Raw genomic sequence first — 25,000 nt, 5'->3', positions numbered from 1 at the left:
TTAATTGCTACTTCTATCCGTTAAAAAAGGCGTTCCTATGCGGTTTTCCCGCCACGGAACGCCTCCGTCTATTCAGCAGCAATGCCTGACTCTACACCATCCTCATCCGTTCGGTCCCGGCCCGTTCTGCGGTATTCCGCAGGCGTTACACCGTTATACTTCTTGAACGCTTTAAAAAAGTACGGGCTGTTCGAGAAGCCGGCGCGTTCTGCGATTTCTCCGACAGGGGCATCCGTATGCAGGAGCAGCTCGCGCACTCTGCTCATCCGCACCTCCTGGATATAACCGAGTATCGTCTGCAGCGTATGCTGTTTGAACACGCGCCCGAGATAGGTGGCGGACATGCCGAGCTCGTCTGCCAGCATGTCCAGAGACAAATTCGGATCGGCATAACGTTCATCGAGAATTTTTTTGATCCGGCACGGCAATTCATCCTGCCGGCTCTTTTTCCGTTCATTCATCTGATTCTCCAGCTGATCAAACAGGGACATACAACGTTCAATGAACTGCCCCATCGTCTCTGCCCGGGAGTGAGGCATATACAGGTGCAGGTTAATGAACTCCCAGTCCTCGTTCGACGGAGAATGCTGCCGGATAATCCGCAGTGCGTTCTGCAGCGCAAAGGTCAGGTGTGAAACGGCAAACTGGTAGGATATATAGGTATAATCAGCCGTATCTATAATGATCTCACGGAACAGCTGCCTTACATCAGCTATCCGCCCCAGCATCAGCTCATCAATCATCTGCTTTTCTTTCTGCAGCGGATATTCATAACGTTTGGTCTTGTTCTGTTCCACTTCTTCGGCTTCGATATGGCTGCCGGCTCCGCTGAATACCCAGGTGTATGAGGCTTCCACTGCTTGCTGATACAAGGCATGCACCGCTTCGATCCCCGGACCGCTCAGGCTGGAGGATACAGTGACCGATAGCTTTAAATATTCGCTGACCGCAGTTTGAATCCAAGCGGCATAATCTCTGCACCGCTCCCGGTCACCTTCGGCTTCGCCGGACATCTGAAGCAGCACCGCCGCCTGTTCATCCCCGATATCCGCCGCAGCGGCTGGAATGCCAGCGGCGGCGAAGAGCTCCTGGGCAATGTTGAGCACTCCGTAGAGCAGCAGCTTGCGGTCCTCCGCTTTGTACCGGTTCACGAACAACAGGTGATCGTCCACCAAAATCAGCAGGACACGGACCGGCTGTGCAGGATCCAGCGGAATGCCGTACCGTTCAAACCGCGCGGCTGCATGCCCGGCGTTCATCTGTGTATACCCGTTCAACAGGCTGCGGAGATATTCCGAGCGCATCGCCTGGACGCTCTCCCGCTGTTCTGTTTCCAGCTTACCCAGCCGGGAGAGCTTATGGTTCAGCCCGCTGAAGATCCGCCGGGACAGCAGTGAGGAGATTGCGAGTCCGGCGAACAGGATGGCCCCGGCAACGATCAGCGTCTTGATCCGCATACTATCGATATTCCGGCTGATCACTGAATAAGGCACAATGCGGATATATCTCCAGCCCAGATAGTCCGGACTGCTGTAGGTGACTAGACTTTTGACATGATCCACCTCAGCGGCAAAATACCCGGAATCGTCCGGTCCGCGCAAGATCCGGTCAATATACGGCGTACCCTTAAGGTTGGTCAGCATCGGCGTCTTCCAGCTGTTCGTGACAAGCGTGCCGTTCTCGTCGATCAGAAAGGTATTCGTCGGATCATTCGTCAGCGAACCGTCGATATGCTTTTGCAGCTGCGTCTCCTTGATGTTGACGACAACCGCATTCTTCCGCGGCTTCTTGCTGAGTGTGTCATACAGCAAAAAAGTATACGTATCCCTTTCCCGCTCCGCGATGTTTCCAACGAGCCCGTCGATCTTCAGCTTACGGGGAATCGGCATCAGTGTTTTGTAATCGTTCACATGCTGGAGCATGGCGCTCAGCTCCTGGTCGTAAAATTCCGCCTCGCTGAACACCGAGGGCACGCTCATATCCGAAGTGATATAGAAGGTGCGTGACTCGGCATTATAAACATAGATGGAATCGATAAACGGCGAGGTTTCACGGTAATTGGTTAACTGGCGGATGGAACTATCGATGTCCTGAGCGCTGAGGTCAGGAAAATTAAGCAGATTGGCGATATTCTGGTCGCTATGAATCTGCTTGGCGAACGTGGCGGCGGTCACAGCCATCACGGAGGCTTCCTGAGTCGTCTGCGCCAGATTGTCCATCGTCTGATCGTAGGACTGGCTGAGCGCGATTTTCTCAAAATTCATATACAGAATGATGGACAGTATGGAAATAGTCAGAAATATCGTAACTACCATTACAGAAAAAAACTTCCCGAAGTAGCGATCTACTTTTCTGTGCGGCATTTTCATGTATGATCCCCCCTCAAAAGATAGTGTTGTTCTTAGCCGCGTGAGTAGGCATTCATATCGAATCAGCTCCTTTTTGTGAAGAACCTTTGACAATTAGCCTGGAATTGATCACAAAATCCTTTTGACCCGGCTGGAGATCACCGTTGATCTGATCAATAACCTTGTCCGCCAGCAGCCCCCCCAACTCGTACAGCGGCTGTTCAACGGAGCTAATCTTAGGCGAAACATAGTTGGTAATCCGGATATTGTCGACACCCACCACCGCCATGCGGTCTGGAATTGCAATCCCATATTCAGAGCAAGCTTTGTATACTCCGAGTGCCATCTCGTCATTGGCGGCAAATACCGCTGTAAAATCGCTGCTCTCTTCCCATAAACGACGGAAAGCCGCGTATCCTCCATCTTCGGAAAAATCTCCTTTGTCAACTAGAGTTGGCAGAAAAGGCAGTCCCGCTTCAGCCAGCCCCTCCTTAAATCCTTGCAGCCGGTCGATGCTGTCCAGCGCGTCCTCGTAGCCGTTCAGATAAGCAATCCGCCGGTGCCCGTTTGCCACCAGGTGAGTGACCACATCATGGCCGATTTTCCAGTTATCCGTAGTGGAACAAGGAATGTTAAGATGTCCAAGGCGCCGTCCGATAACCCCAATGGCATAGCCTTCACCTGCGAAGGATGCGATCTCCCCGTCGCTCAGCATTGGCGACACCAGGATAATGCCGTCCACAGTCCGGTTCTGAAGCAGCGACAAATACTCCAGTTCCTTCATCTTCTCATTTTGTGAGTTGCAGATGAGGATTTTGTAATTCATTGCGTTTGCCTTTTGTTCTATGCCCTTGATAATCTCGGCATGATAAGATATCCCGATATCGAGTACGACGACGCCGAGCGTCATGGTCTTTCGGGATCGGAGTTGCTTGCCCATGGCGTTCGGTGTGTAATTCAATTCCTGAATGGCCTTCAATACCTTATTTTGCGTTTCCTTGGTTACCAGCGGGCTGTCGTTCAATACACGGGATACCGTCGCGGGCGAGACATTGGCAATCCGGGCAACATCGATAATTTTGCTATCCTTCATTTGTTCACATACTTTCAAGGTTTGATAAACCCATTATAACATCAATGAAATCGATTTCAATAACCTTTCGTTCCCTTCTTTCAGCCCTTATCTATACATATGAGATTCGTAAGCTACTTGGGTCGACGCACCGTGAACGGACCGTTGTTCCAATCGCTGTGGTCCCCAGATTTTATGTATTCTCCTTCGCGGTGAAAATCCGGGGATAAAGGCGACCGCTGCCGCTTTTACGCGGGTCGTTCCGTCCTCTCCGCTGTTTAAGCGGGAAATGGAACTACAATCTTTAAAAAACGCAAAAAAAGAAACCATCCTTTGGTAAAATGAAGTACTGGACGTGCCCAGCCGGGAAAATGCTGCATTTCCACTGGGAAAGCAAGGAGACCTTAGAGAGCGGCTATGAAATTCGTAGACGTCATTACCGAAGCAGTTCTTGTGACGGCTGCCCCCTAAAGGAGCGTTTCACGAAAGCGGCAGGAAATCGGGAGGTGGCCATCCGTCTGGAATGGCTACGATACCAGTACCAAGCGCGGGAACAGTTGCGGAGTGAAGCAGGAGCTGTACGTTGAATGACGGAGCCGGAAAGTGTATTTGGACCACTGAAAAATAACCGGGGCTTCCGGCGTTTTCTGCTTCGGGGCATCGGCAAAATGACGCTAGAAGTCGGTTGGCTTTCACTAGCCCACAATCTATTGAAGCGAGAAGACATGGACCAAAAAATGGAGCAGCGCTCCTCCAATAACAGGAGGAGCGCTGCTCTTATTAACTTTTATGCTTTTAAACTTGAAGGTGACCTGTCACCGCAAAACATTCGCAGAAACGGCCCGCCAATTCAACTAATACATGATTCCATACAACCGGTAAAGCGTGACAGCAGCTTCCGCTCTTGTGATTGGCGAAACGGGCTGCAAGTAACCGTTATAGCCCTGGAACAAACCAGCCGAAACCGCACGGGCTACACTTTCCCTGGCATAAGCGGATACCTTAGAAGCATCCCTGAATTCCGGCAATGCCTCCCCGCTGCCCACGGAGTGCTCCTTGCCTGCCGCAAGCATGGCGTTATCCATCATCATTATCATTTCCTGACGGGTTACCGGCTGCTTCGGCCGGAACTCATCACTGCCCGTACCGCGAACAATGCCCAGCGTCCGGGCAGCATTCACATCTTCATAGTAATAATCAGCCTGCGCTATATCCGTAAAGGAATTGGAGGCTTGCGCCTGCAGATCAAACAGCCGCATAATCATGACCACCGCATCTGCGCGGGTAATAGTCTGCGCAGGCGAATACGATTGCTCCGAGACTCCCTGGATAGCTCCCTTAGAGGCAAGAGCTTCCACCGCTGCCTGCGCCCAGCCGTAGCGGCCCAGATCGCCGAAACTCTTGGCTACAGAGACAACGGCATAGCGGCTGAAGTGATGTGTGGTGAATTGCATCTCTCTGCCTGTGCTGTCATATCGTCCGCTGACTACCGGCTGTCCCTTGCCGTTTGCCCCGATCTGCCAGAACGTCAGCTGAGACGGGTTGAGCGCTTCGGCGGAGGAAAGCTGGTAAGGCGTGCGGAACGTAACCGTCGCTAGATTGTTCTTCCAGCTGACAGGGTTGCCGTCTACAGCTGCGCCCAGCTCGACAACCGGACGGCTGCCTGCAGCCTGCTTGACGTTTCCATCCGCACCGGACAGATCCGCGAGCTTAACGGACACAGCGATCTGCTTCGCATCTTTAGCCATGCCCGCAAACATATCGCCCGGAAGTAGCAGACTTCCTGCAGGGGTAATGTATTGGATCCGCACCTGCTTCATCGAAGCCAGATATGAGGCAGGCAGCTGCAATTCAAATATTGTTTTACCCGCAGCTGATCCAGCCTTAAACGTAAGCGTCCGCACTCCATTGGCATCTGCCTGAGCGGCGGCGAGCGCCTTCGTAAGCTCCGCTGTGCCGGGAGCAAGAACAGACTTCGTACTGTCTGTTGCGCCTACGGTAACGGAAGGGGTCGCTGTTGGTGTTCCGGCATCAGGAGTGGGAGCCGGAGTCGGAGTCGGAGTCGGAGTGTCCGTTCCCTTCTTACTGATAACCAGCATTTGCGTTCCAGGCACGGCTTCGTAATAGACGAATGCACCTTCACCTTCCCGGACCGGCTTCAGGTTATAAGAAGTAGCTCCCCGTGTGAGAGTAACCTCGTTCCACTCTGCCGGAACCTTCGTTCTCAGGGTTAACGGCTCATTGTATACTGCCGGGTCCAGTGTACCCTCCAGCTTAACCTCGATTGCACCGGAAGCGGCTTTCGTAACCTTTGCTGTAGCGTTCTGTCTTTCACGCAAATATTTGCCCACCTCGGCAAAGGTACCGTTCCAAAGAGCATCTTTCCGCTGGGCTACATATCCGTAATGGTTGTCATACAGGCTGAGCGGAGGTGAGGACCAGCCTTCACCATCATTGCCATGGCCGGTCAGAATCAGCCAGTTGCCCTTGGCAATACCAAAGTCGGTCCAATCATCCAGTTGAACAGCTGTTGTCGTACTTTCAACCATTGTACTGCTCAGATTGTAATACTGCTCTGTGCTGCTGGCGTTGCCGGCATTGTTACCCCCCTGGCGTGCAGCAACGAAATACTTGGCTGCTTCTGCCGCAACCGCTGCATTGCCCGTATTGTACGGGAGCGCCAGCGATTCCGGCTTATAACCAGTCTTCTCCTTGATCCGGGCGACAGAATCCTTTAACTCGGAGGACATCTCTGACGCGCTGAGCGTGGTCAGATTGCGGTGAGTAACCGTATGGCTGGCTACATCGAAAATCCCTTTATCCAACAGCGCTTTCCACTGCTCCCATGTACCCGTGGAAGCGCCAGTGTCATTATAGGCATTGTCGATCCAGCCGCTGATCAGCGCGAGCGTTCCTTTCAGCTTGTATTTTTCATGCAATCCGGCAAACCGTAAATCAGATTCGTAGATACCATCATCATACATAATCGAATACGCACCGGCCTTGCCGTCTTTCCAGGTGGTAACCTCCGTATCCCCGATGTTGAAAAGTTTGCCCCGGATCGCTTTGGCCACTGTATCAGCTAAAGTCCAGGCGCCTTTCGGATTCGGATGAATCTTATCCGGGAAGTCGCTGCTGCTTCCGGTTGTGGCCGCATTCACGTCGATCAGGGTTGCGCCTGTCGCTTCGGCCGCCTTCCGGATCAGAGGAATGACCCCGTTTTGCAGGACAGAGTTGACAATGCCATAAGCCTGGTTCGGATCGTCGTTGAATATTGCCGGCGGCAGATTGACAAAGACCTTCGGATGACTTGGCAGCGCCTGATACAATTGTATCAGCTCTGTATAATCACTCAGGAAGTGGTTCTGTCCCTCTTTCCAGTTCCAGGCTTTCGTATCATTGGTACCCAGCTGGATAACCACGACGTCAGGAGCATAGGTCTTGCTGGCCGCAAATGCGGCTTCATTCCAGTACGGATCGTCGCCGTCCTTTTGCAGCGTGCGGCCGCTGACGCCGAAGTTCTTGACGGCAAAGTTGCTGCCGAGCAGCGACTGGAGCTGTGCCGGATAACTCGTTACCCCGGCATATTTCAGCCCGGCTCCCGCTGTGATACTATCTCCGACCGCTGCTACCTTGATTTGACCTTCCGGGCGGTTCTTCTCTGGAATCTTTTCCGTATATGTGGCGGGAATTTCATCCGACGGATACTCAGCGAAGTACAGATCGTCAAAATAATAGGTGCCGGGATTCCACTCCGACAACCGGATTTCCTTCAGACTGCTGATATCCGCAGAGGTCTTCATCAGCGGAAGATACACTTTCGTCCACTGCCCCTTGACGGAACTGACATCGGTCCAGTTGTTCACGGAGACCGTGCCGTCCGTATCCACAAAGGTAACGTGGACGGTGTTCGATCCCTGCATATCCTTTACATAGAAGGCCAGATAATTGAAGCTGGAAGCATCTATGGAAGCTGCGCCGCCCTGTGGCTTAATGATGACTGATTGCTTATCCGCTCCCGGTGAGCCGGCGTCTCCAGTGACTTCCAGCTTCACACTTCCCGTTCCTCCAGGATTGACCCCGAATGTCCGGTCTACCGTCGCGGTGGCATTCACACCTTGGCCGACCTGCACATCTGGCTCCTCAAAAGATTGGAACCAGCCGCTGGAACCAACAGGATACGAAGCGGGCTCCACGCCGGTCTTGTAGGTTGCCGCGAAGAAGTTGTCGACCCATAACTGCTCAGAAGCGTTCATGCCGATTCTGATCTGGGTAATCGCCAGCGTATTCAGCTGCCGGCTGGACAGTGGAACGCCCTGCGACTTCAGAAGCGGAACACTCAGCCGTGTCCATGCGTTTTTCACCGTCTTCCCATCCGTCTCCGTTGTCCAGGAATGCCCCTCGGCATCCACGAGCGTCACGGATAGAGGTCTGTCCCCCACGCTGTCCTTGGCGTAGAAGTTCAGGTAATTGTAACCTGTCAGATCACTGTTGATCGCGCCGCCCTGCGGAACAAATGCGGCATAAGTCCCGTCGGCGCCGGAGCCCGCTGTGATCTTGAGACTCTTCGTGCCGTTGCCGGCCGCACTGTCTGCTGCTGATTCCAGCTGCAGCTGAGGGGAGGAAGCTAAATACCCCCGGCCTGACTCAAAACTCTGGAACCAAGCCGAGATACCGGCCGGGTTCGGCTGCGTTCCGGCTGAAATCCGGTTATACCGGTTATACCGCTCGGCCAGAATATCCTTCACTTGCTTCGGCGTTGTACGGTCCATATGATACAAGCCCATCGTCTGCAGGCCTGTAATATTGGTATACCAGTTATATGCAGTCCACCAGGCTGCACCGCTCAACAGTCCGCCCGGGTTCGGCGTTCCGTCCTCCGCCCGTGTAGCTGTCCGGGCAAATGCATTGAAGGTACCGGTGAACAGCGTCGTCTGCCTTGTGTCCGAGGCGGTTTCATCCCCTGACCAGTAGCCGTACTCTGTAGCAATGATCGGCTTACCTGGATGCAGTGCATGGATGGCCTCAATTTCCTCCTGTGTCTCTAAATCTGGATTTGCACCATAAAAGGCGCCGAAATACATGGTCATTCCGATGATATCGGCCGGGGAATGCGAATGGTCGCTCACCCCTTTGTACGGATTCGCCACGGCGGACTGGCCGACCAGTCTTGTTCCATCGATGGCATGTGCAGCATCCCGCATCTCTTGGATAAAGTTGACACGCTCCAGCTGCCCGCCTGACTCATTGCTGACCCCGTCAAACCAGACGGAAGGTCGGTTGTAATTACTGAAGATCATTTCCTCCATCATTTGCTTGGCCTGGCCCCGCTGACGCTGCAGGTCAAAGGCTTCTCCGCTGAACCAATAGGCCGGAATTTCCTGCCAGATGGCCAGACCGATCCGGTCGGCAAATTGATAGGTCGGCAGGCTGTGCGGAAAATGCCCGGTCCGGACGAAATTAGCCTTCAGCTCCTCCTTGATCTTCAGCAGGTCGCTGTACCGGGTTGCATCATTCAGTGAAGGTCCTTTGTCGCTGCTGTCCTCCGTATAACCGACCCCGGTGAGGAACGGGGCCAACTCTCCGTTCAGCTTAAGCTGTACACCATCCGCTTCCAGTGTACGGATACCGAACTGGGTATAGAAGGTGTCCGTTACTGCTCCGCCGGTCTTCTGCTCTACCTTTAAAATATACAGATTCGGTTCAGACGGACTCCACAGCTTCGGTTTAGGTACTTTTACCTTGAGTGTTTGTACCGCCTGCCCGCTGGCTGGAACCGTTAATGCGCTTCCTTGGGCCGCTGCCGCTTCCGTACCCGTCAGATCCTGCGCATATTCGCTGAGCCGGTTACTCTCTCCGATCTTCGCTTCATAGATGGTATAGGACAGCTGAACCTGTTCAGCTGTTTTACCCGTATGATTCAGAAAGGTTCGGACTGACAGATCTCCATCCGTACCCAGCGTACGCACATCACTGCGCACCACATAGGTGTCCGGCATAAATTCAACGTAGGCGTCCCGCAGGATTCCTGTGTAGTTGAACCAGTCGGACGTCGCGTACGGCACGATTTCCCCGTTATTGAACTTATCCCATTTCGGATTGTCAACACGCACAGCGATCACATTGTCGCCGCCATAATTGAGTAGATTGGATGCGTCCAGTGCGAACGGCGTGTAGCCGCCCTGATGCCCGCCCGCATATTTGCCATTGATCCATACATCCGCGAAATAGTTGACGCCGAGGAAAGTAAGCTGTGCAGGCTGCCCCGCAAGAGAGCTATTCACCTCAAAATGCTTGCGGTACCATACCCCGCCCTGATAACCCGACTTGTCACTCTTGTTCTCCGGTCCGCTCAGCGATTCGTAAGCTGTGCTCTCATCCTCCGGGAGAGGCAGTGTCTTACCAGCCCAGCCGGAATCGTTGTAGCCAGTCTCCTGTCTGCCGCCCGCCTCATCTTCAAGGCCGGCAGTTCTGGCACTGTCCCGTGGTGCTGCTGACAGATTGGAATCCAGCGTGGTTCTTTCTTTTTTCCAGTCTCCGTTTAAGGAAAGGTACGTTCTGTCCTTCTGCTTCTCGAAAGAACCCAACGGCAGACTGCCTGAATAAGGCATCGCTTCGCCGTCCACATCCTTCAACACCAATTGCGTAAAGCCGGCATTCGGGAAGCCTGCACTTTCTTTTTTAGCGAAATAAAACTCATCCAGATAATAGGTCCCTGCTTTCGCAGGCGTCACCGTCACCGTGCTTAGGCGTGCAAATTGGAAGTTCAGACTCTTGTCCAAAGGCATGGCGATCCGGTTCCAGCCGGCTGTTGTCGTCTTTCCGGTCTGCCAGTCTACCGTTTTTCCGCCAGCATCCTTCAACTGTACGGACAGCGTCTGACCGCCCTGCTCATCCCACACATAAAAGATCAGATGGCTGAAATTTGTGGCGTCGAACTCCGCCTTATAGTCGTAAGGCTGGTTCTTGTCCGGAGACTCTTCGAGCGCCTGCGGCTTGACGTTTATGCCATTCGTGGCAGGGTTGGTTGAATCCTGGGACAGCACTGCCCGAATGCTCGCAGAGTTGTATGGATTGGCTGACTTATCCATACTGAGTGTGGTACTCACCCCTGTACCTGCCGTAATCCCGTATTGTCCGTCCTGCCCTTTCGTCTCGAAATTCTGATACCAGACCGCTCCGATATTCTGGTTTCCGCTGATGAAGCCGGCCAGTACATCGTCTTCGGCCATGGCAAAATACATATCATCGAGATAATACACTCCGGCATTGTAAAAGCCGATATCGACGGATACGATTTTTGTCAGGTCAATCTTCGAGGCTTCTTTCAGCGAAAGCTGCATATTGACCCATTTATTCTTGGTCGATTTGGCGGTTCCCCACGTGTCCCAGACGCCCCCATTGGCATCCTTGATACGGAATTCCACACCATTGCTGCCCTGGGTGTCCTTCAGATAGAAAGCAAGATATGAATAAGCTGACGCATCGAACGTCCCGCCTGCTTTGGGCTGTACGCTCAAGTAACTCCCAGCCGCATAAGGCCAGTCATTTTTGACAGTCGTGACCTTGACACCGGCCATGCCCGCTGCGTTGGCTATATCTGCTGAGGTCTCGGCGGTAGTAGCGCTGCCTGCAGAGTAGCCGGTTCGGCTCTCAAAATCATTGAACAAGGCCGTGCGCTCTGGCTTGATGGCAGGCGAAGCATCCGTTTCCTTCTGGGCCAGATAAAGATCATCGTAGTAATATACATTACCGTAACCCCAGTACGATCCAAGCTCAATCTGCTGCAATCTGGACAAATTAATTTTTGATTTGTCCAACTTTACGGTCATTTTCACCCATTGCTTCGACTGCGTCTTGACCGCTGCGCTTGTTTCCGTATCCCAGACCCCGCCTTCGGTATCCTTGAATACAACATGTATACTGGATCCGGCGGCGGCTGTCGTATCCTTGACGTAGAACAACAGATAACTGAAAGGGGAAGCATCCATATACGTTACACCGGATACGGTCGAGTTGCCTTCAGGTTTAATTCCGGCTCCATAAACGCCGGTGTTCCAGGCTTCGTTCCGTTCCTTCCCGTCCCCGTCCGTATAGGTATTCTGCACCATTTTTAGACTGCCGGAGCTTGAGGAGTAAGCAGCATCAGCAGTGACACGCTGGGCAATCGTCGCGGTTCCCTGACCTGCCAAGCCATAGCTGCCATCACTACCGGGTTGTTCGAAGCTCTGGTACATAACTGGCGCCGACGGCACATTGCCATCATCCGGATAAGCCGGCGGCAGAGCGGCAGCAGATTTGGAAAAGTACATCTCATCAAAATAATAGATGTTGCCCCAGCCCCAATACTCGCCCAGCGAAATGGAGACAATCCGCGAAAAATCGAGTTTTGTCTTATCGAGCGGAATCGAAAGCCTCGTCCACTGATCCTTCACGGACAGATTCTGATCCGTATTGGCATTCCATTCTTTCCCATCTGCATCCCGGATAACAACATTCGGGTTATGAACATCGGTGTCCAGAACGTAAAAATTTAAATAGTCATAGGCAGAAGCATCATAATAGGTCCCTTCTGTAACTGTATCCTTCTGTGGCGATACCGTGAATCCGTAAATATCGGTGTTCCAGGCTCCGCCGCTGGGATTATTGTCGTTCGTCTGGGTCAGGCGCACACTTCCCCGACTTCCGCCTCCCGGTGTCAGGTCTGTAATCGAAGCTGTTGATGAGGTACCGACGGCAGAAATCCCATAGGTCTTCCCCTCTCCGGCCTGCTCAAAGTTCTGATACCACTTGCTGTCTGTCTGTGTCTGCGGCGGTGTCTGTGGTGGTGTCTCCTGCGCGTAAGCGGTATCTCGTGCCATTCCCCCGAATACTCCCGGCAACAGCAAAACCAGTGCCATGACGGCCGCGAAATATTTGTTATGCCCCCGCTTGCGCTTTACCGATCTGCTTATGGACTGCATACATGACTCCTTTCGACTCTCTTTATTTGAAATCGATTTCATTTTAAAAAAAGAAAACTGAATTATTTTTTTCATTCCTCCCTCTCTCAACCTTATAAAAAGTTTGAGTGCCTAAGTCATTCAATGTAGTATGATTCCATTGGACTCTCATTTTCTTGAAATCGATTTCATTTCGATATAAAAAAACAGATTCCCCCCTGTTCATTCCTCCCACTCTCAAAACCTTATAAACCAGCTGAAGCGAATAAGGCTATAAATGAAATCGATTTCAAATCTATTATATGAATACTCTATTAAAGATGTCAACGCTTTCTTGATGTTTTTATTCTTATATTTTCCGGTCACCCTTCATAATTTCATGATAGGGTCGGGTGATTTGGGCGAAAAAAAACACATTTGTAGTTATGCAGCATTTATGCATAAAGTACATTTGTGCGAGTTAAGTAAATTTAGAACATATTAGTCATTTTTTATGAAAAAATAAATTATACACTTCTCCATTAATTCTAATCTCCGCATTTAGATATGAATAATCCTTCGTTCCATAGCCGTAGCCACTGCTTGAGATCTTGAATCCACTCCAAGTTTTGAATAAATGCTTGTTAAGTGCGCCTTGACCGTCCGTTCTGTAACACCCATGTCAAATGCGATTTCTTTACTTTTATATCCACGTGCTACAAATTGAAGTATTATTTTTTCCTTGTCCGTTAAAACAGGGATCTCTGTTTTTTTATCGGAACCTTCTTTACGCTCTTTGGCCGCTAACACTTTGGTCATGATATCAGACTGTAGCAGTGTCTCTCCCCGGATCGCAGATTCGATAGTCCGAAACAAATGAACACGATTGGTATCTTTCAGCAGATAACCTTTTGCCCCCAGTGCCAGCGCATTTACCATTAATTCATCTTCATTATAGGTGGTTAAGATGATGACCGGAATTTCACATTGATTGTCACTTAATACCTCCATCGTTTCCATTCCGCTCATTACTGGCATATTCAGATCCAGCAGAATGACATCGGGCTTCAGCTCGTCTATCAGGCGCAGCGCCACCTGTCCATTCTCTGCTTCTCCAATGATATCAAACCGTTCGTTGGTTTCGACAATCAGCTTCAAGCCGTCACGAACGAGCTGATGATCATCGACAATCAATACCTTTATGGTACTCATAGCTTGTCTCCTTTATGAATGGATGCTTCTATTATAATTCGTGTACCTCTAGATGTACTGGTGATTTGGAGTTGACCTCCAATCAACCGTACACGCTCATATAAACCCAGCAAGCCATAATGGCCTGCCTGTTTGCCGATCTGGCTTGTATCAAAGCCTGTCCCGTTATCCTTGACCTCAATCTCAATACGATTATTCCGTTCAGTCACAGTCACCCAGACTTTGTCCGCCTTTGCATGCTTCGCCACATTGGTTAGACTTTCACTTACGATATATAGACTGTGCTCCATCAGCATTCTGGACATTTGGCTGACCATTTGGATTTTAGGATATACATTAATTCCGGTCGCCTGGAAAAAACGTTGTATCTCATCAGTAAGTGATTCACGAAAGTCAAGATCGGAAGAGGATTTCATCCTTAGATTATCAATCGCCCGCCGGGCATCAGCCAATAAACTTCGCGCCTGGCTCATCGACTGTTGAATAATTTCCTGTGATCTTCGAATATTTCCCTGTGAGATAAATTCATCTGCAGCATCAAGCTGCATAACGAAAGCAGCTACCCCTTGCGCAAGCGTATCATGTAGGTCGCGGGCCATACGCTGCCGTTCATTTGCCAAAGTAAGTTCCTCTACTTTCCGGTGCGCTTTTTCCAAGTCCTTTAGAAAATTCTGTGTCCTCAGCCGGGCATGAACTTGTTCAAAAAACAGTAATGCATACGCTATAACAATAATTAACATTAATAGAAATAAAGGAATCAACAGAAGCAAGTCAGGCATTTTCCCCAAATACAGCTGAGCATAGCAGAATATAAACACACAGAACAGAAATACAAATGTGATTTTTCTTTTGTGATAATAAAGCCCTACACTCTGGCCGATTAATATAGGCAATAATCCAATAAGAACAGCAGGAGAACCTTCAGGCAGCAGTAATGCACAGGTCAGGATCAGCAGTCCTTGAATCAAAAAATACAACCATGACCGGGAACGTGTCAGCCTAAATGAATTCCAGTGTAACAGGGCATGAAGCACATAGGTCATTGTGAAGAAAATGTCGGGTAGGATGAGTAGTTCTTTAACATTTTGCAGAATCATCGTCGCTACATATACCATCTGTATCCACAGCAGGATGGGAATCCGGGAGACAAGCATTTCATCGGAATTCTCATACTGTATTGTACTTTCATTTAGAAAAGTGCGCATACTTTTCATCGTTACACAACCTGTCTCTTATTATTCTTCCTTTTAATAAAAGGTTATTTATATGACTTCCGCCGCAACATAAATCGATTTATTCGAATGAAAAAAAATAACCTAATAGTAGCCCAGCAGCAGTAAACACTGTCACTTGGATTCTATTTATACGGCGTGCCTTCTGTTCTTCTACTTGTTGAAGGGAGTCCATAGCCTCTACTAACTGTTGACTCTCTACTTCTTCTTTCACATACATTTCATGTCCAATTGTCATTTAGCTTCCTCCTGCTTGTAGGACTTCGTTTTAATAGGTTTCATTAGATAGCTTACCGCTAGACTTCGAGGTTTCGTGCGGCTTAACAGCCCGCAAATACTGGGAGCTATGAGTACGGTTTTTATTCTCGTCATTTCAATTAGTTTTGCCTTTAAATACTCCGCAGGGCGCTCGGCCAGAGTCTGTGAAATGATAACCAAATTTGAATCCACTTCATGTTGATTAACTAATATTTCATGAAGAATCGCATCCACAAGACTTGTGGCGTATTTGTCATCAGCTCGAATCCTTCCCGTTTTCACTTCACCCTCAGATCTTAGAGCTAGCGGGCTTATTATCCGATTCTCCAATCCGTAGACATTACCTCGTATGCTAGAAGTCCCTGTATCATCCAGTAGCATCGTAAACTTCATATTCTGACGGTATTGTTGTAGCCGTTCAATAACGGTAGTCACTTGAAATCCTTTACTGGCGATAAGGACTGCTTGCATAACTAATAGTGCGGTTCCGGATGAAAGGCTTTCCGAATCTATAACAAACACCCGTCCTGACGGAAATGCGCCTGCCGCAGAAACTGCATTCTTATAGGCCGGTGACAGTTCCGAAGCTATGCTGATAAAAAGAACATCCTTCCCGGCGGAAATAACGGGTGTAAACGCGGATATGAAATCATTCACGGATGGAGCCGCAATACCGGGAACTCTCCCTTGTTCGAGCACCAGTTTGCAGATTAGATCAGTAGATAAATCCACTTTATCTTTAAAAACCTTATCATTATTAAAAACTACATACACTGGTACGAGTTGTATTTGATGTTGTTCTATGAATACTTTTGGCAAATCGGCCAAGCTGTCTGTAAAGATTTGAAGAAGTGACATAGGCATCTCCTTGACCTCAATGTTGTATAAGGCTTATTATAGCGTTTTGAATACACAAAAAAATCGTACGTAAGGGCATATACCTTATGTACGAAAGGGAAATCAATACTCTTTTTATTCCTTAATAATCGCACTACAAAGTGAGGGTACTGTATCCAGATAAAAGAGCAGCCTGTCTATGGACAAGCTGCTGTAATAAACATTTCACTATAGAAGCTTCTATATATTGAAAAGAAAACCAACAAACAACTACTAAAAAACTACCGGAAGTTCTTTTAATCCTCGAATAATCATACCCGGTCGCCAGTCCATGAATTCCTCAGATATTTTCAATTGAATATTCGGCATTTGGCGCAACAAGGCGGATATAGCGATCTCTCCTTCAAGTCTGGCCAAAGGCGCCCCCAAACAGTAATGAATCCCTTTACCAAAAGCGATATGGTTATTCACCTTGCGTGTTATATCAAATGTATCCGGATCCGGGAACTGCTGCGGGTCACGGTTTGCCGAAGAGAAGGAAACAAAGAGCATATCGCCTTGCTGAATATGCTTACCGCCAAATTCAACATCCTCTGTTGCCCAACGTACATTACTCACTTCAGCCGGTCCGTCATACCGCGAAATTTCCTCAATAGCTGGTTGGATCAGTTCAGGATCATCTAGAAGCAACTGTTTCTGGTCAGGATTATTCAGTAAGGCAAGCATACCGTTACCGATAAGATTTACCGTGGTTTCATGACCTGCAATGATAAGTACAAATACAAGTGCATACAATTCCTGCTCCGAAAGGACATCCCCATCCTCTTCTACACTGATAAGATCACTAATCAAATCCTCCTGCAGATCCAACCGCCTTTTGGTTATCAAAGAATGAAGATAGTCCACAAACAACGCCATTGCTCCATCGCTCTTCTGATTGAATTCTGTGTTATTAACCCCCTCCATGATGGTATTAGACCATTCACGGAATTTATCCTGATCTTCAACGGGAACCCCCAGCATCTCACAAATCACGATAATCGGCAGCGGGAAAGCATATTCTTCAATTAAATCCATCTCTCGTTTTTCTTTTGTCTGAATGATTTCAAGAAGTTCTTTACTAATCTCTTCAATCCGGCCGCGAAGCCGTTCAATCATCCGCGGTGTGAAGGCTTTCTGTACCAGCCGCCGCAGCCGGCGGTGATCCTCAGAATTGACGCTAAGTAAATTACGGGAAATGATTTCTTGGTGCGGGGGTCCCGCTCCCGCTTCATTACCCGCATACGGAGAATTTGTTACAAAACGTGAATCCTGTAGAATCTCTGCTGCATCTTCATACCGGGATACAATCCACGCAAACTGGCCGCTAGGCAAGAGAAAACGATGAACCGGGTCATTTTTTCGAAGCTCACTATACACCGGAAAAGGATTATTGATAAATTTCTTGTTCTGAAAGTCTACCTTTGAACTCTCCAATTCCTTATTCTGATCCGTTGACATGTCAAACCTCCTGACGATGTTATAAGTGGAGTCTCTTCGGGCTTGTTGAGCCCTAGCCATAGTTTCCAAATACTCTCAAGATTAGGCTTAATTTCATACTGATTGTATGTAATCAAGCTTCGTGAATATAGTATAAAATTATCTTTTTTAGTATTTTTATTAGGGAAATATACACTATTGTGTCTTCCGGGTCAGATATTCTTTACTTGTAACTTATGAAGACTTTTGCAAGACTTCTTCAGGCTTTTTCTTTTACTCAAAATTAGGTTTCGAAGAAAACTGCAAGCTTTCCTTCTTTTCCACTCCACTGTCTGGGTGTTTCAGCTTCTCCATCACGGCTTCACCTTCAATATCCAGGTTCGGCAGAATCCGGTCCAGCCACTTCGGCAGGTACCAAGCCGATTTCCCCATCAGTGTCATAGTTGCTGGAACAATTATCATTCTAACAACAAAGGCATCAAACAGAATTCCGAACGCTAGTGCAAAGCCCATCGATTTGATGATTGGATCTTCAGCCAGCATAAAGCCTGTAAATACAGAGATCATGATGAGTCCTGCTGCAGTCACCACGCTCCCACTATGACCCATTCCAGCAAGCACTGCCTTTTTCGCATCTCCAGTCTTTTTATATTCTTCGCGCATCCGGCTTACAAGGAATACCTCATAATCCATCGCTAGACCGAATAAGATACCCACAACGATAATCGGCATGAAGTTCAATACCGTACCTGTTCCATAGAATCCGAACATGCTGCCCATATGCCCATCCTGTATAACAAAGACCGAAAATCCGAGGGTTGCCGCAAGAGACAGAATAAAACCAAGTACGGCTTTAAGGGGTACTAGCAAGGAGCGGAACACTACCATCAGGAGAACCAAAGCCAGCCCAACGATAACCAAACAGAATTTAGGGAGCGCTTCGTTCAACTTTTGGGAAATATCAATATTGACTGCAGAGGTTCCAGTTACCATCAGTTCTACATGATTTTTTTTCAAAATCTCAGGTGCCTGATCCCTGATCGATTGTACAAGCTCTTTGGTTTTCACGTCATGCGGTCCGGTAGCAGGGATGATATTGATTAACGCCAGTTTTCCTGATGGACCCGGAATAGCCGGAGACATACTTCCTACATTAGGCAATGTCCCCATCTCTTTAGCTACATTAGATACATTCTCTAGAAAATTCCCTTCACCATCTGCCCGTGCCAGGACCACAAGCGGACTATGGAAACCAGGGCCGTATCCTTCAGCAAGCAGATCGTAGGCACGGCGTTCTGTCTTTTCAGTCGGCTTTTGCCCATCATCCGGCAAACCAAGCTCTATATGAAGAAACGGCAGGGCTATCGTCCCCAGCAGGATCACGCCTGCGATGACCATTATCAAAGGCTTACGGGTCACGAAGCGCCCCCAACGGTTGCTCTCATGGTTCGCTCTCTTGCGCGGCTTCAGCCATCTATTGCCGCTGCTCGCACTAATACGCTCTCCAAAAGCTGCCAGCACTGCCGGTATCATGATGATAGAAGTTAGCATGGTTACAAATACAACAAATGCTCCGGACAATCCCATTGCAGTCAGAAATGGGATTTGGACAACGGAAAGACCAGCGAGACCGATAATGACCGTGATAGCCGCAAAAACAACCGAACTCCCTGCTGTTGCATTAGCTATAGCGATCGATTCGGACCGCTCGTACCCTTCCGCTAGCTGTTGTCGGAATCTGGAGACAATAAAGAGCGCATAGTCTATTCCAACTGCCAGGCCTAGCATGGCTGCAAGCGAAAGTGCTACGGATTGAATATCTACTATATTGGAACCTATCATCATTCCCAGCAGCCCAACCCCCAGTCCCACTGCGGCAGTGGCAATCGGCAGAACACCCAGCAGGAACGAGCTGAACGTAATGGCTAACACGACAAACGCGATAAGAACACCGATGACTTCCGATGGTCCCAGAATCTTCATTTGTACAAATGCTTCACCAGAGAGTTCAGCCTTCCAGCCTGAGAAGCGCATAGCATCAGCGACGTCCGTAATATGCTCTCTGGATTCATCCGTCACTTCACCGGCTGGTGTTTTATAAGTTACATCTATATACGCTATGGTCTTGTTTGCACTTAGGGAATGGTTCTCATAGGGACCCACAACGGATTTCACTTGTGTGTCTTCCGCAATCTCTTTCAAGGATTTTTGAATGACGGCCTGAGCAGTTTCCGAGGACAATGTCTCCTGGTCAGGAGCTTTGATGACCATTCGGGTCTTTCCACCGTCTCCCTGCGGGTTGGCGAATTCCTTGTTCAGCACTTCAATCGCATTTTGGGATTTAAGCCCCGGCATGCTCAAGTCATCACTGAACGCCGGTCCCATAGCTAAAGCCAGCACCGCCAGTGCCAGCAATATCCCTACCCCTCCGATAATTACCTTCTTTGAATTCCTCACCGACCAGTGTGCCAGCCGGTATAATAATGTTGCCATTTTGTTTCCTCCCTCTATCCTGCATTACTGATTTCTACTTGTTGCATTCATTCTACGATTTTGGGTTTGGAAATACATCGTACTTAAGGGAAGGCGGTCAATGTACTTTTGGGAAATAAACTTACAGAAGAAAAAAAGAACAACCCGCACAGGTTGTTCCTTCGTCATTATTTTATACGGATAACCTTCATAGTTCGCTCTTCCGACTTAATTGGAATGACCAGTAACTCGACTAGTCCCTTTTGAAGTATTGAGAAGAACGACCCCACCTACGATGAACAGGATTCCAATTCCTGACAACAACCCAAATGGATCATGCCATATGAGACACCGAGTAAAGCAGTTAAAGCTGTTCCAATACCTGCCCAAATACCAACGCCAACGTCTTTAAACAGAGTGATAAGAAAAGAAAAGCGGAACCCATACCAACAATCAAACCTATTACGGGTAATAAATTAGTAAAGCCGTCAGAGAATTTCAGCATTGAAGTACCGAAAACCTCACCCATAATTGCAATGCATAAATAGATATATCCTTTGTTCATCTGCTCACCCCCAATTAATTTGTTGCAATCTTCATAAAAACAACACCACTGATGATACAAAGGATACCTGCAATCTTTTTGATGTTAACAACCTCTTTATAAATAACAATTCCAATTACTGAGGTGAGCGCCGTACCCGCCCCTGACCAAATAGCATAGGCTGTACCTAACGGTATAGTTTCTATCGATACCGAAAGACCATAGAATGCCATACTCATACCTACAATGACTCCAATTGAAGGGTAAATATTTTTAAAGCCATTGGACAATTTCAACATCGAACTGCCAAATACTTCAGCCAAAATAGAGCATGCAAGAATAAAATATGGATTCAATATTTGTGTACCCCTAAATTTTTCGAATTCGAGCAGACAGGTAAAGAAAGCTCATAGAGTTGAATAGTATGATTCGCAGTATCTTCATTCATCCGCCTTTGTCATTCCGCTTGTCATCTTATCATTCCTCAAAGATTATCGTTCCACCCTCATTTAATGATATTTTTATTAATCAATTGATACTATTTACTATCAATTAAATATATAACAAATCATCTAATCCTTAATCTCAACTTTTTTATTTGATGTAATAGAAATACAACATCAGGCGTATTCCTAATACGATATGCTCTTTTTATACACCTTTTATGAAATCAAGATTGAAATCATGTCGTTCACTTCAGCCTACACGAATTGTTCACAGGCCAGCCCTAAAGGGGCCCCCACCCTTTTTAGCAGACTTTCCTGTAATTTGGTCAGTAAGTTTCCATTTTTTCTTCTGTCTATAGTATATTTTTCATTTTAGTTGTACACACAGTACTAATACTGTTAACAAAAAACTGCTGTCAAAGACAAAACCAAAGCCCGGTGATGTTATTATGCCCTCATTAAATATTTTTGTAATTATGCAACAATTTTAGGAACATCATTGCTTTAGCCAGATCTTTTGGAGTGAGAGAGATTTTAAAAAAATCAACCTACAGGTGGACGCATAGCATTTCTATGTCACTTACAATTAGAAGCGACGAAAGTACTTCCATATGAAAAGAGTGATAGATTGTATTAATTACGATAGGTATAGTTACTATAGTTTTCTTTAAAATTGTGCGTCATCTGCGTCCCGTAAGGATAAAACATTTCCAATTTTGATTATGCTTGTGTAGGCCAGGAATAGCCGTGTTTTTTCAATGACATACACAGGGCATCATGACCACACTTATTGTCTGGATTTCTCTAAATCTTATTCCAAATTACTATTAATTTCGTATTTATGGGTTATGCTCCTGCGGTCTCATCTTCGCATATTGTGTGGATTCTGTGGACCGGAATAACTGTAGTCTTCGGTACACAAAGATCGACTTTACACTGGTGATTTCCTGAGATTGGACAATTGCTGAACAATGATAAAGAAAGACGAAGATCTTGCCATTGATTCTTTGAAAATTAGTTCTGGAAAATTAAACTAAATAAAATAATTGGAGGTTTTATTACATGGGAAGTTTCACACCGGTAATCATCGGAATTTTAGCACTGTTGTATATACTTTATAGACAATTACAAATACGACAAGTAAATAAATTGGAATTAAAACTACCAGTAATTTTATTACTATTTGGTGGTATCATTTTTAAGAATTTTCTTAATGACCACACTTTAACCGCCACGTCCTTTGCGACAGTTATCTTTAGTTTAACTATACTTGCTGTCGGTATGGCTTCTATTCGAGCATACACTGTACGATTATGGGTGGAAAAGAATACAATATATAGAAAAGGAACGTGGCTGACAATAACGTTGTGGATTATCACTATGGCACTCCACTTCGCGGTAGATGAAATCGGAAATATTGGTCAATCAACTTTATTAATTTATTACGCAATAACCCTATCTGTGCAACAGTGGGTGGTGGTGTCACGGGCAAATCGTATATTTTCCAAATAAACGCTGAGGCAAACAACCAACTCCTACGTGAAAGCTATTTATTTATAAAATCAACCTACAGGTGGACGCATAACTTTTCTATTTCCCCTTACAATTAGCTCCATATAAAAAGAGTGGATGATTGTGTTAATTACGATAGCTATAGTTGTCTTTAAGAGCGTCAATTGTAACTCTATAACTTCTATTTTCACTAATGCCCCTGTAGGCCTTGTGCGAGCTCTTATTCGCATATTCTTTGGATTCTGTGGGCCTGAATAGCCGTAGTCTTCGGTACACAAAGTTTGATTTTACACTGGCTTTTTCCCGAGGTTAACAGTTTTTGAACAATGAAAAGGGAAGACGATAATCTCACCATTGATTCTTGGTCACTCTTGGGTATTGGCTTCAAAATGGATATACCCCCGTATTCAAAAGCTCTTCCGGATGGATTCCGAGGGCTTGTTTTTGTATTGCTCTAAACTTAGGAAAGGGATACTTAAGGCAGCAATTTTGATCTGCAAATTAATACATGACAGAAGTTTGTGTGGTTGTTTTGCCAAGTCACTCGCCAGTCGATTTTTATGCAGTTCACCGGTTATGCTACTATAAAGAAAAGGGTTGGAAGGTGAGTACCGATGTCTTATTTTTCACGTCACAAGGGATTCATTGCTATGAGTGTAACTCTACTTTTTGTATTCTTACCGTTACTACCCCATTCAACTTTGCCCCGATGGTCGGCTTTGATACTGTGTTTGGCTTACATAATTAGTCTATGGTGTGTCTCTTTGTTCTCTACAACCTTCATTCTCTGTGTATTGTTTACCCTTCTATACGGGGCATCCCTTAGTTATTGGTTTACGTTTGAAGGCCAAACCCCATTGCTCCTCTCCTTACAGGGGCTTCTCATTAGTTTCATCGCACTACGTTTACCCGGCTGGATAGCCTTGATTCAGGGGGGATCCTTCCTACTGACCACGTTTTTACTTTTGGCTATGCATGACGGGAAGTCATGGGAGTTATTGCTGAGACAGGATTTTTTTATTTATGTTGGTTTGTTTGCATTATTCCGCTTAATGCGACTCAGAAGAATGCGTGAACAAGAGCAGCGTCGTTTTACAGAAGAACTGACCATGATGCATGAAGAGCAGGCTATAACACACGATAAGTTAAAGCAGGCTCACAAAGAGCTGGAGCTGGCGACCATACAGTCACTGCGTAACGTTGTGCTTGAAGAGCGAAGCAGAATCGCTCGCGATATTCATGACAGTATTGGGCACAGGCTAACTTCGGTTATTGTTCAAATGCAGGCGATGCCATATGCAATGAGAACAGATGAAGAAAATGCTTCTCTAATTCTTAAAAATGTGCTTGATGTAACACGTGGTTGTCTGCAAGAAGTACGCTCCATTGTGCATAACATGGAATCGAACGAAACCGGTACTGGCGGTGTGTCTCTACGTAGTTTGGTTCAGCATACCGCCTCTTTTTCTCCGCTTCAGATCCAGCTAGAGATGAGTGAAGAGGCAGAAAAAGAATCATGGCCCTTGGATATTACTGTCGTACTATATCGTTGTCTGCAAGAGGCAATTACCAATACGATTCGCCATGCATATGCAAATCGCGTATGCATCTCTGTTAAGCAAAGCGAGCACGAAGTGGTTCTACATTATCGGGACGACGGAATTCTTACGCCAGACAGTGTTTGGCAGGAGGGTTTTGGCTTGAGTGGTGTTCGCACGCGCTGCAAAGATATGGGCGGACACTGCCACATTCAAGCGCAAGAGCCGCAAGGAATAGCGATTGACATTCAGCTGCCACTGAGAGCTAATAAGGAGGGTGATAGGTTTGGGCAAGTCAAAAATCCTTCTGGTGGATGACCAGCCACTTATACGTCAGGGTATGAAATATATCATAGGCGCCCAATCTGATATGGAGGTTGTGGGTGAAGCTGGAAACGGCCTGGAAGCAATAGAACAGGCTCTTCAAAAAAAACCGCAGCTGATTCTGATGGACGTGCAGATGCCGCAATGCAGCGGTATCGAAGCTACACGAAAGATATTGGAACAAACTCCCTCCTGTAAGATCGTTATCCTGACTACCTTTGAAACGGAAGAATACGTTTACGAAGGTATTCGTTCAGGCGTAATTGGATATCTACTCAAGGATACCGAACCGGAGGAACTGCTGGCCGCAATCCGAGCAGCGTTAAGAGGTGAAGTAATCTTTCGCACAGCGTTTGCCGCGAGGTTAATGGGGGAGGCGCTTCAGAAGCAAGCGCCGGAAGAGAAACAGACTGGGGTTGAAGAAACCGACTTATTGCACTTGTTTACTAAACGGGAACTGGAGGTCTTGCAGCAAATGGCTTACGGTTTACGCAACGAAGAGATCGCTTCCAAAATGTTTCTTGGCGAAAGCACTATTAAGACACATGTACACCGCATACTGCAGAAATTTGCAGTCCAAGACCGCACACAAGCCGTAGTATATGCTATCCGTAACGGCATAGTTAAATGAAGTAGAACAATCTTCTTGATTCTACATGAAATTACGCTCTGACATCTATAGGTGGACAAGATCACAGGAAGAATCAACCTACAGGTGGACTTATTGCCTTCTTTCGAAGGGTATACTTTATTTACTACTTTAGATACCTTTCAAGGAGGCAACTCAAAATGACAATAAGTCTTT

Annotated in this window: 14 protein-coding genes and 1 pseudogene; 4 read left to right on the top strand and 11 right to left on the bottom strand. The window is 47.4% G+C overall.

Annotated elements, in window-relative coordinates; translation table 11 throughout:
• Positions 1-68 precede the first annotated feature (68 nt).
• Both A3844_RS05495 and A3844_RS05490 read right to left on the bottom strand, forming a co-directional pair.
• Entirely contained in the window at positions 69-2,369 is a 2,301-nt protein-coding gene (locus tag A3844_RS05495) for an AraC family transcriptional regulator (RefSeq protein ID WP_074106836.1), read from the bottom strand.
• A 52-nt stretch (positions 2,370-2,421) separates the two neighbouring features.
• Positions 2,422-3,441, bottom strand: a complete 1,020-nt coding sequence (locus tag A3844_RS05490) for a LacI family DNA-binding transcriptional regulator (protein ID WP_074106835.1) — start codon at positions 3,439-3,441, stop codon at positions 2,422-2,424.
• Between the two features lie 329 nt (positions 3,442-3,770).
• Between A3844_RS05490 and A3844_RS31735 the strand changes: the two are divergent.
• A pseudogene (locus A3844_RS31735) lies at positions 3,771-4,157 on the top strand (transposase); the annotation flags it as partial.
• Positions 4,158-4,274: 117 nt separating this feature from the next.
• Here A3844_RS31735 and A3844_RS05475 read toward each other — a convergent pair.
• The 9 genes from A3844_RS05475 to A3844_RS05440 form a co-directional block, all read right to left on the bottom strand.
• Positions 4,275-12,383 (bottom strand): glycoside hydrolase family 2, encoded by an 8,109-nt coding sequence (locus A3844_RS05475; protein WP_074106833.1) that lies wholly within the window; start codon positions 12,381-12,383, stop codon positions 4,275-4,277.
• A gap of 519 nt (positions 12,384-12,902) precedes the next feature.
• Positions 12,903-13,553: a response regulator gene (locus A3844_RS05470; protein WP_074103881.1), complete on the bottom strand. Its 651-nt coding sequence runs from the start codon at positions 13,551-13,553 to the stop codon at positions 12,903-12,905.
• Positions 13,550-14,650, bottom strand: a complete 1,101-nt coding sequence (locus tag A3844_RS05465; RefSeq protein ID WP_244169699.1) for a sensor histidine kinase — start codon at positions 14,648-14,650, stop codon at positions 13,550-13,552. The genes A3844_RS05470 and A3844_RS05465 overlap by 4 nt, the downstream gene beginning before the upstream one ends.
• 196 nt (positions 14,651-14,846) lie before the next feature.
• The gene (locus A3844_RS32695) at positions 14,847-15,023 is read right to left on the bottom strand and encodes a hypothetical protein (RefSeq protein WP_167374634.1); all 177 of its coding nucleotides are present in this window, start codon (positions 15,021-15,023) and stop codon (positions 14,847-14,849) included.
• On the bottom strand, positions 15,020-15,901 hold the full coding sequence (locus tag A3844_RS05460) for a DegV family protein (protein ID WP_074106832.1): 882 nt from the start codon (positions 15,899-15,901) through the stop codon (positions 15,020-15,022). The genes A3844_RS32695 and A3844_RS05460 overlap by 4 nt, the downstream gene beginning before the upstream one ends.
• 252 nt (positions 15,902-16,153) lie before the next feature.
• Entirely contained in the window at positions 16,154-17,380 is a 1,227-nt protein-coding gene (locus tag A3844_RS05455) for a cytochrome P450 family protein (RefSeq protein ID WP_074106831.1), read from the bottom strand.
• Between the two features lie 252 nt (positions 17,381-17,632).
• The gene (locus A3844_RS05450; protein WP_074106830.1) at positions 17,633-19,852 is read right to left on the bottom strand and encodes an MMPL family transporter; all 2,220 of its coding nucleotides are present in this window, start codon (positions 19,850-19,852) and stop codon (positions 17,633-17,635) included.
• Between the two features lie 343 nt (positions 19,853-20,195).
• On the bottom strand, positions 20,196-20,396 hold the full coding sequence (locus A3844_RS33970) for a DMT family transporter (protein ID WP_425270596.1): 201 nt from the start codon (positions 20,394-20,396) through the stop codon (positions 20,196-20,198).
• Positions 20,397-20,410: 14 nt separating this feature from the next.
• Positions 20,411-20,731, bottom strand: coding sequence for a DMT family transporter (locus A3844_RS05440; RefSeq protein WP_074106829.1), 321 nt, complete (start codon positions 20,729-20,731; stop codon positions 20,411-20,413).
• Between the two features lie 1,152 nt (positions 20,732-21,883).
• On the opposite strand from A3844_RS05440, the gene A3844_RS05435 reads away from it, so the two are divergent.
• The 3 genes from A3844_RS05435 (at position 21,884) to A3844_RS05425 (ending at position 24,826) form a co-directional block, all read left to right on the top strand.
• Entirely contained in the window at positions 21,884-22,333 is a 450-nt protein-coding gene (locus A3844_RS05435) for a hypothetical protein (protein ID WP_074106828.1), read from the top strand.
• A gap of 764 nt (positions 22,334-23,097) precedes the next feature.
• On the top strand, positions 23,098-24,189 hold the full coding sequence (locus A3844_RS05430) for a sensor histidine kinase (RefSeq protein ID WP_167374633.1): 1,092 nt from the start codon (positions 23,098-23,100) through the stop codon (positions 24,187-24,189).
• Positions 24,190-24,211: 22 nt separating this feature from the next.
• Positions 24,212-24,826, top strand: a complete 615-nt coding sequence (locus tag A3844_RS05425; protein WP_279629242.1) for a response regulator transcription factor — start codon at positions 24,212-24,214, stop codon at positions 24,824-24,826.
• The last annotated feature ends 174 nt before the right edge of the window (positions 24,827-25,000 follow it).

The organism is Paenibacillus helianthi (assembly GCF_001909055.1).
GTDB lineage: Bacteria > Bacillota > Bacilli > Paenibacillales > Paenibacillaceae > Paenibacillus_AQ > Paenibacillus_AQ helianthi.
The sequence above is the reverse complement of the archived record's forward strand: the minus strand, read 5'-3'. Positions and strand labels throughout refer to the sequence as shown.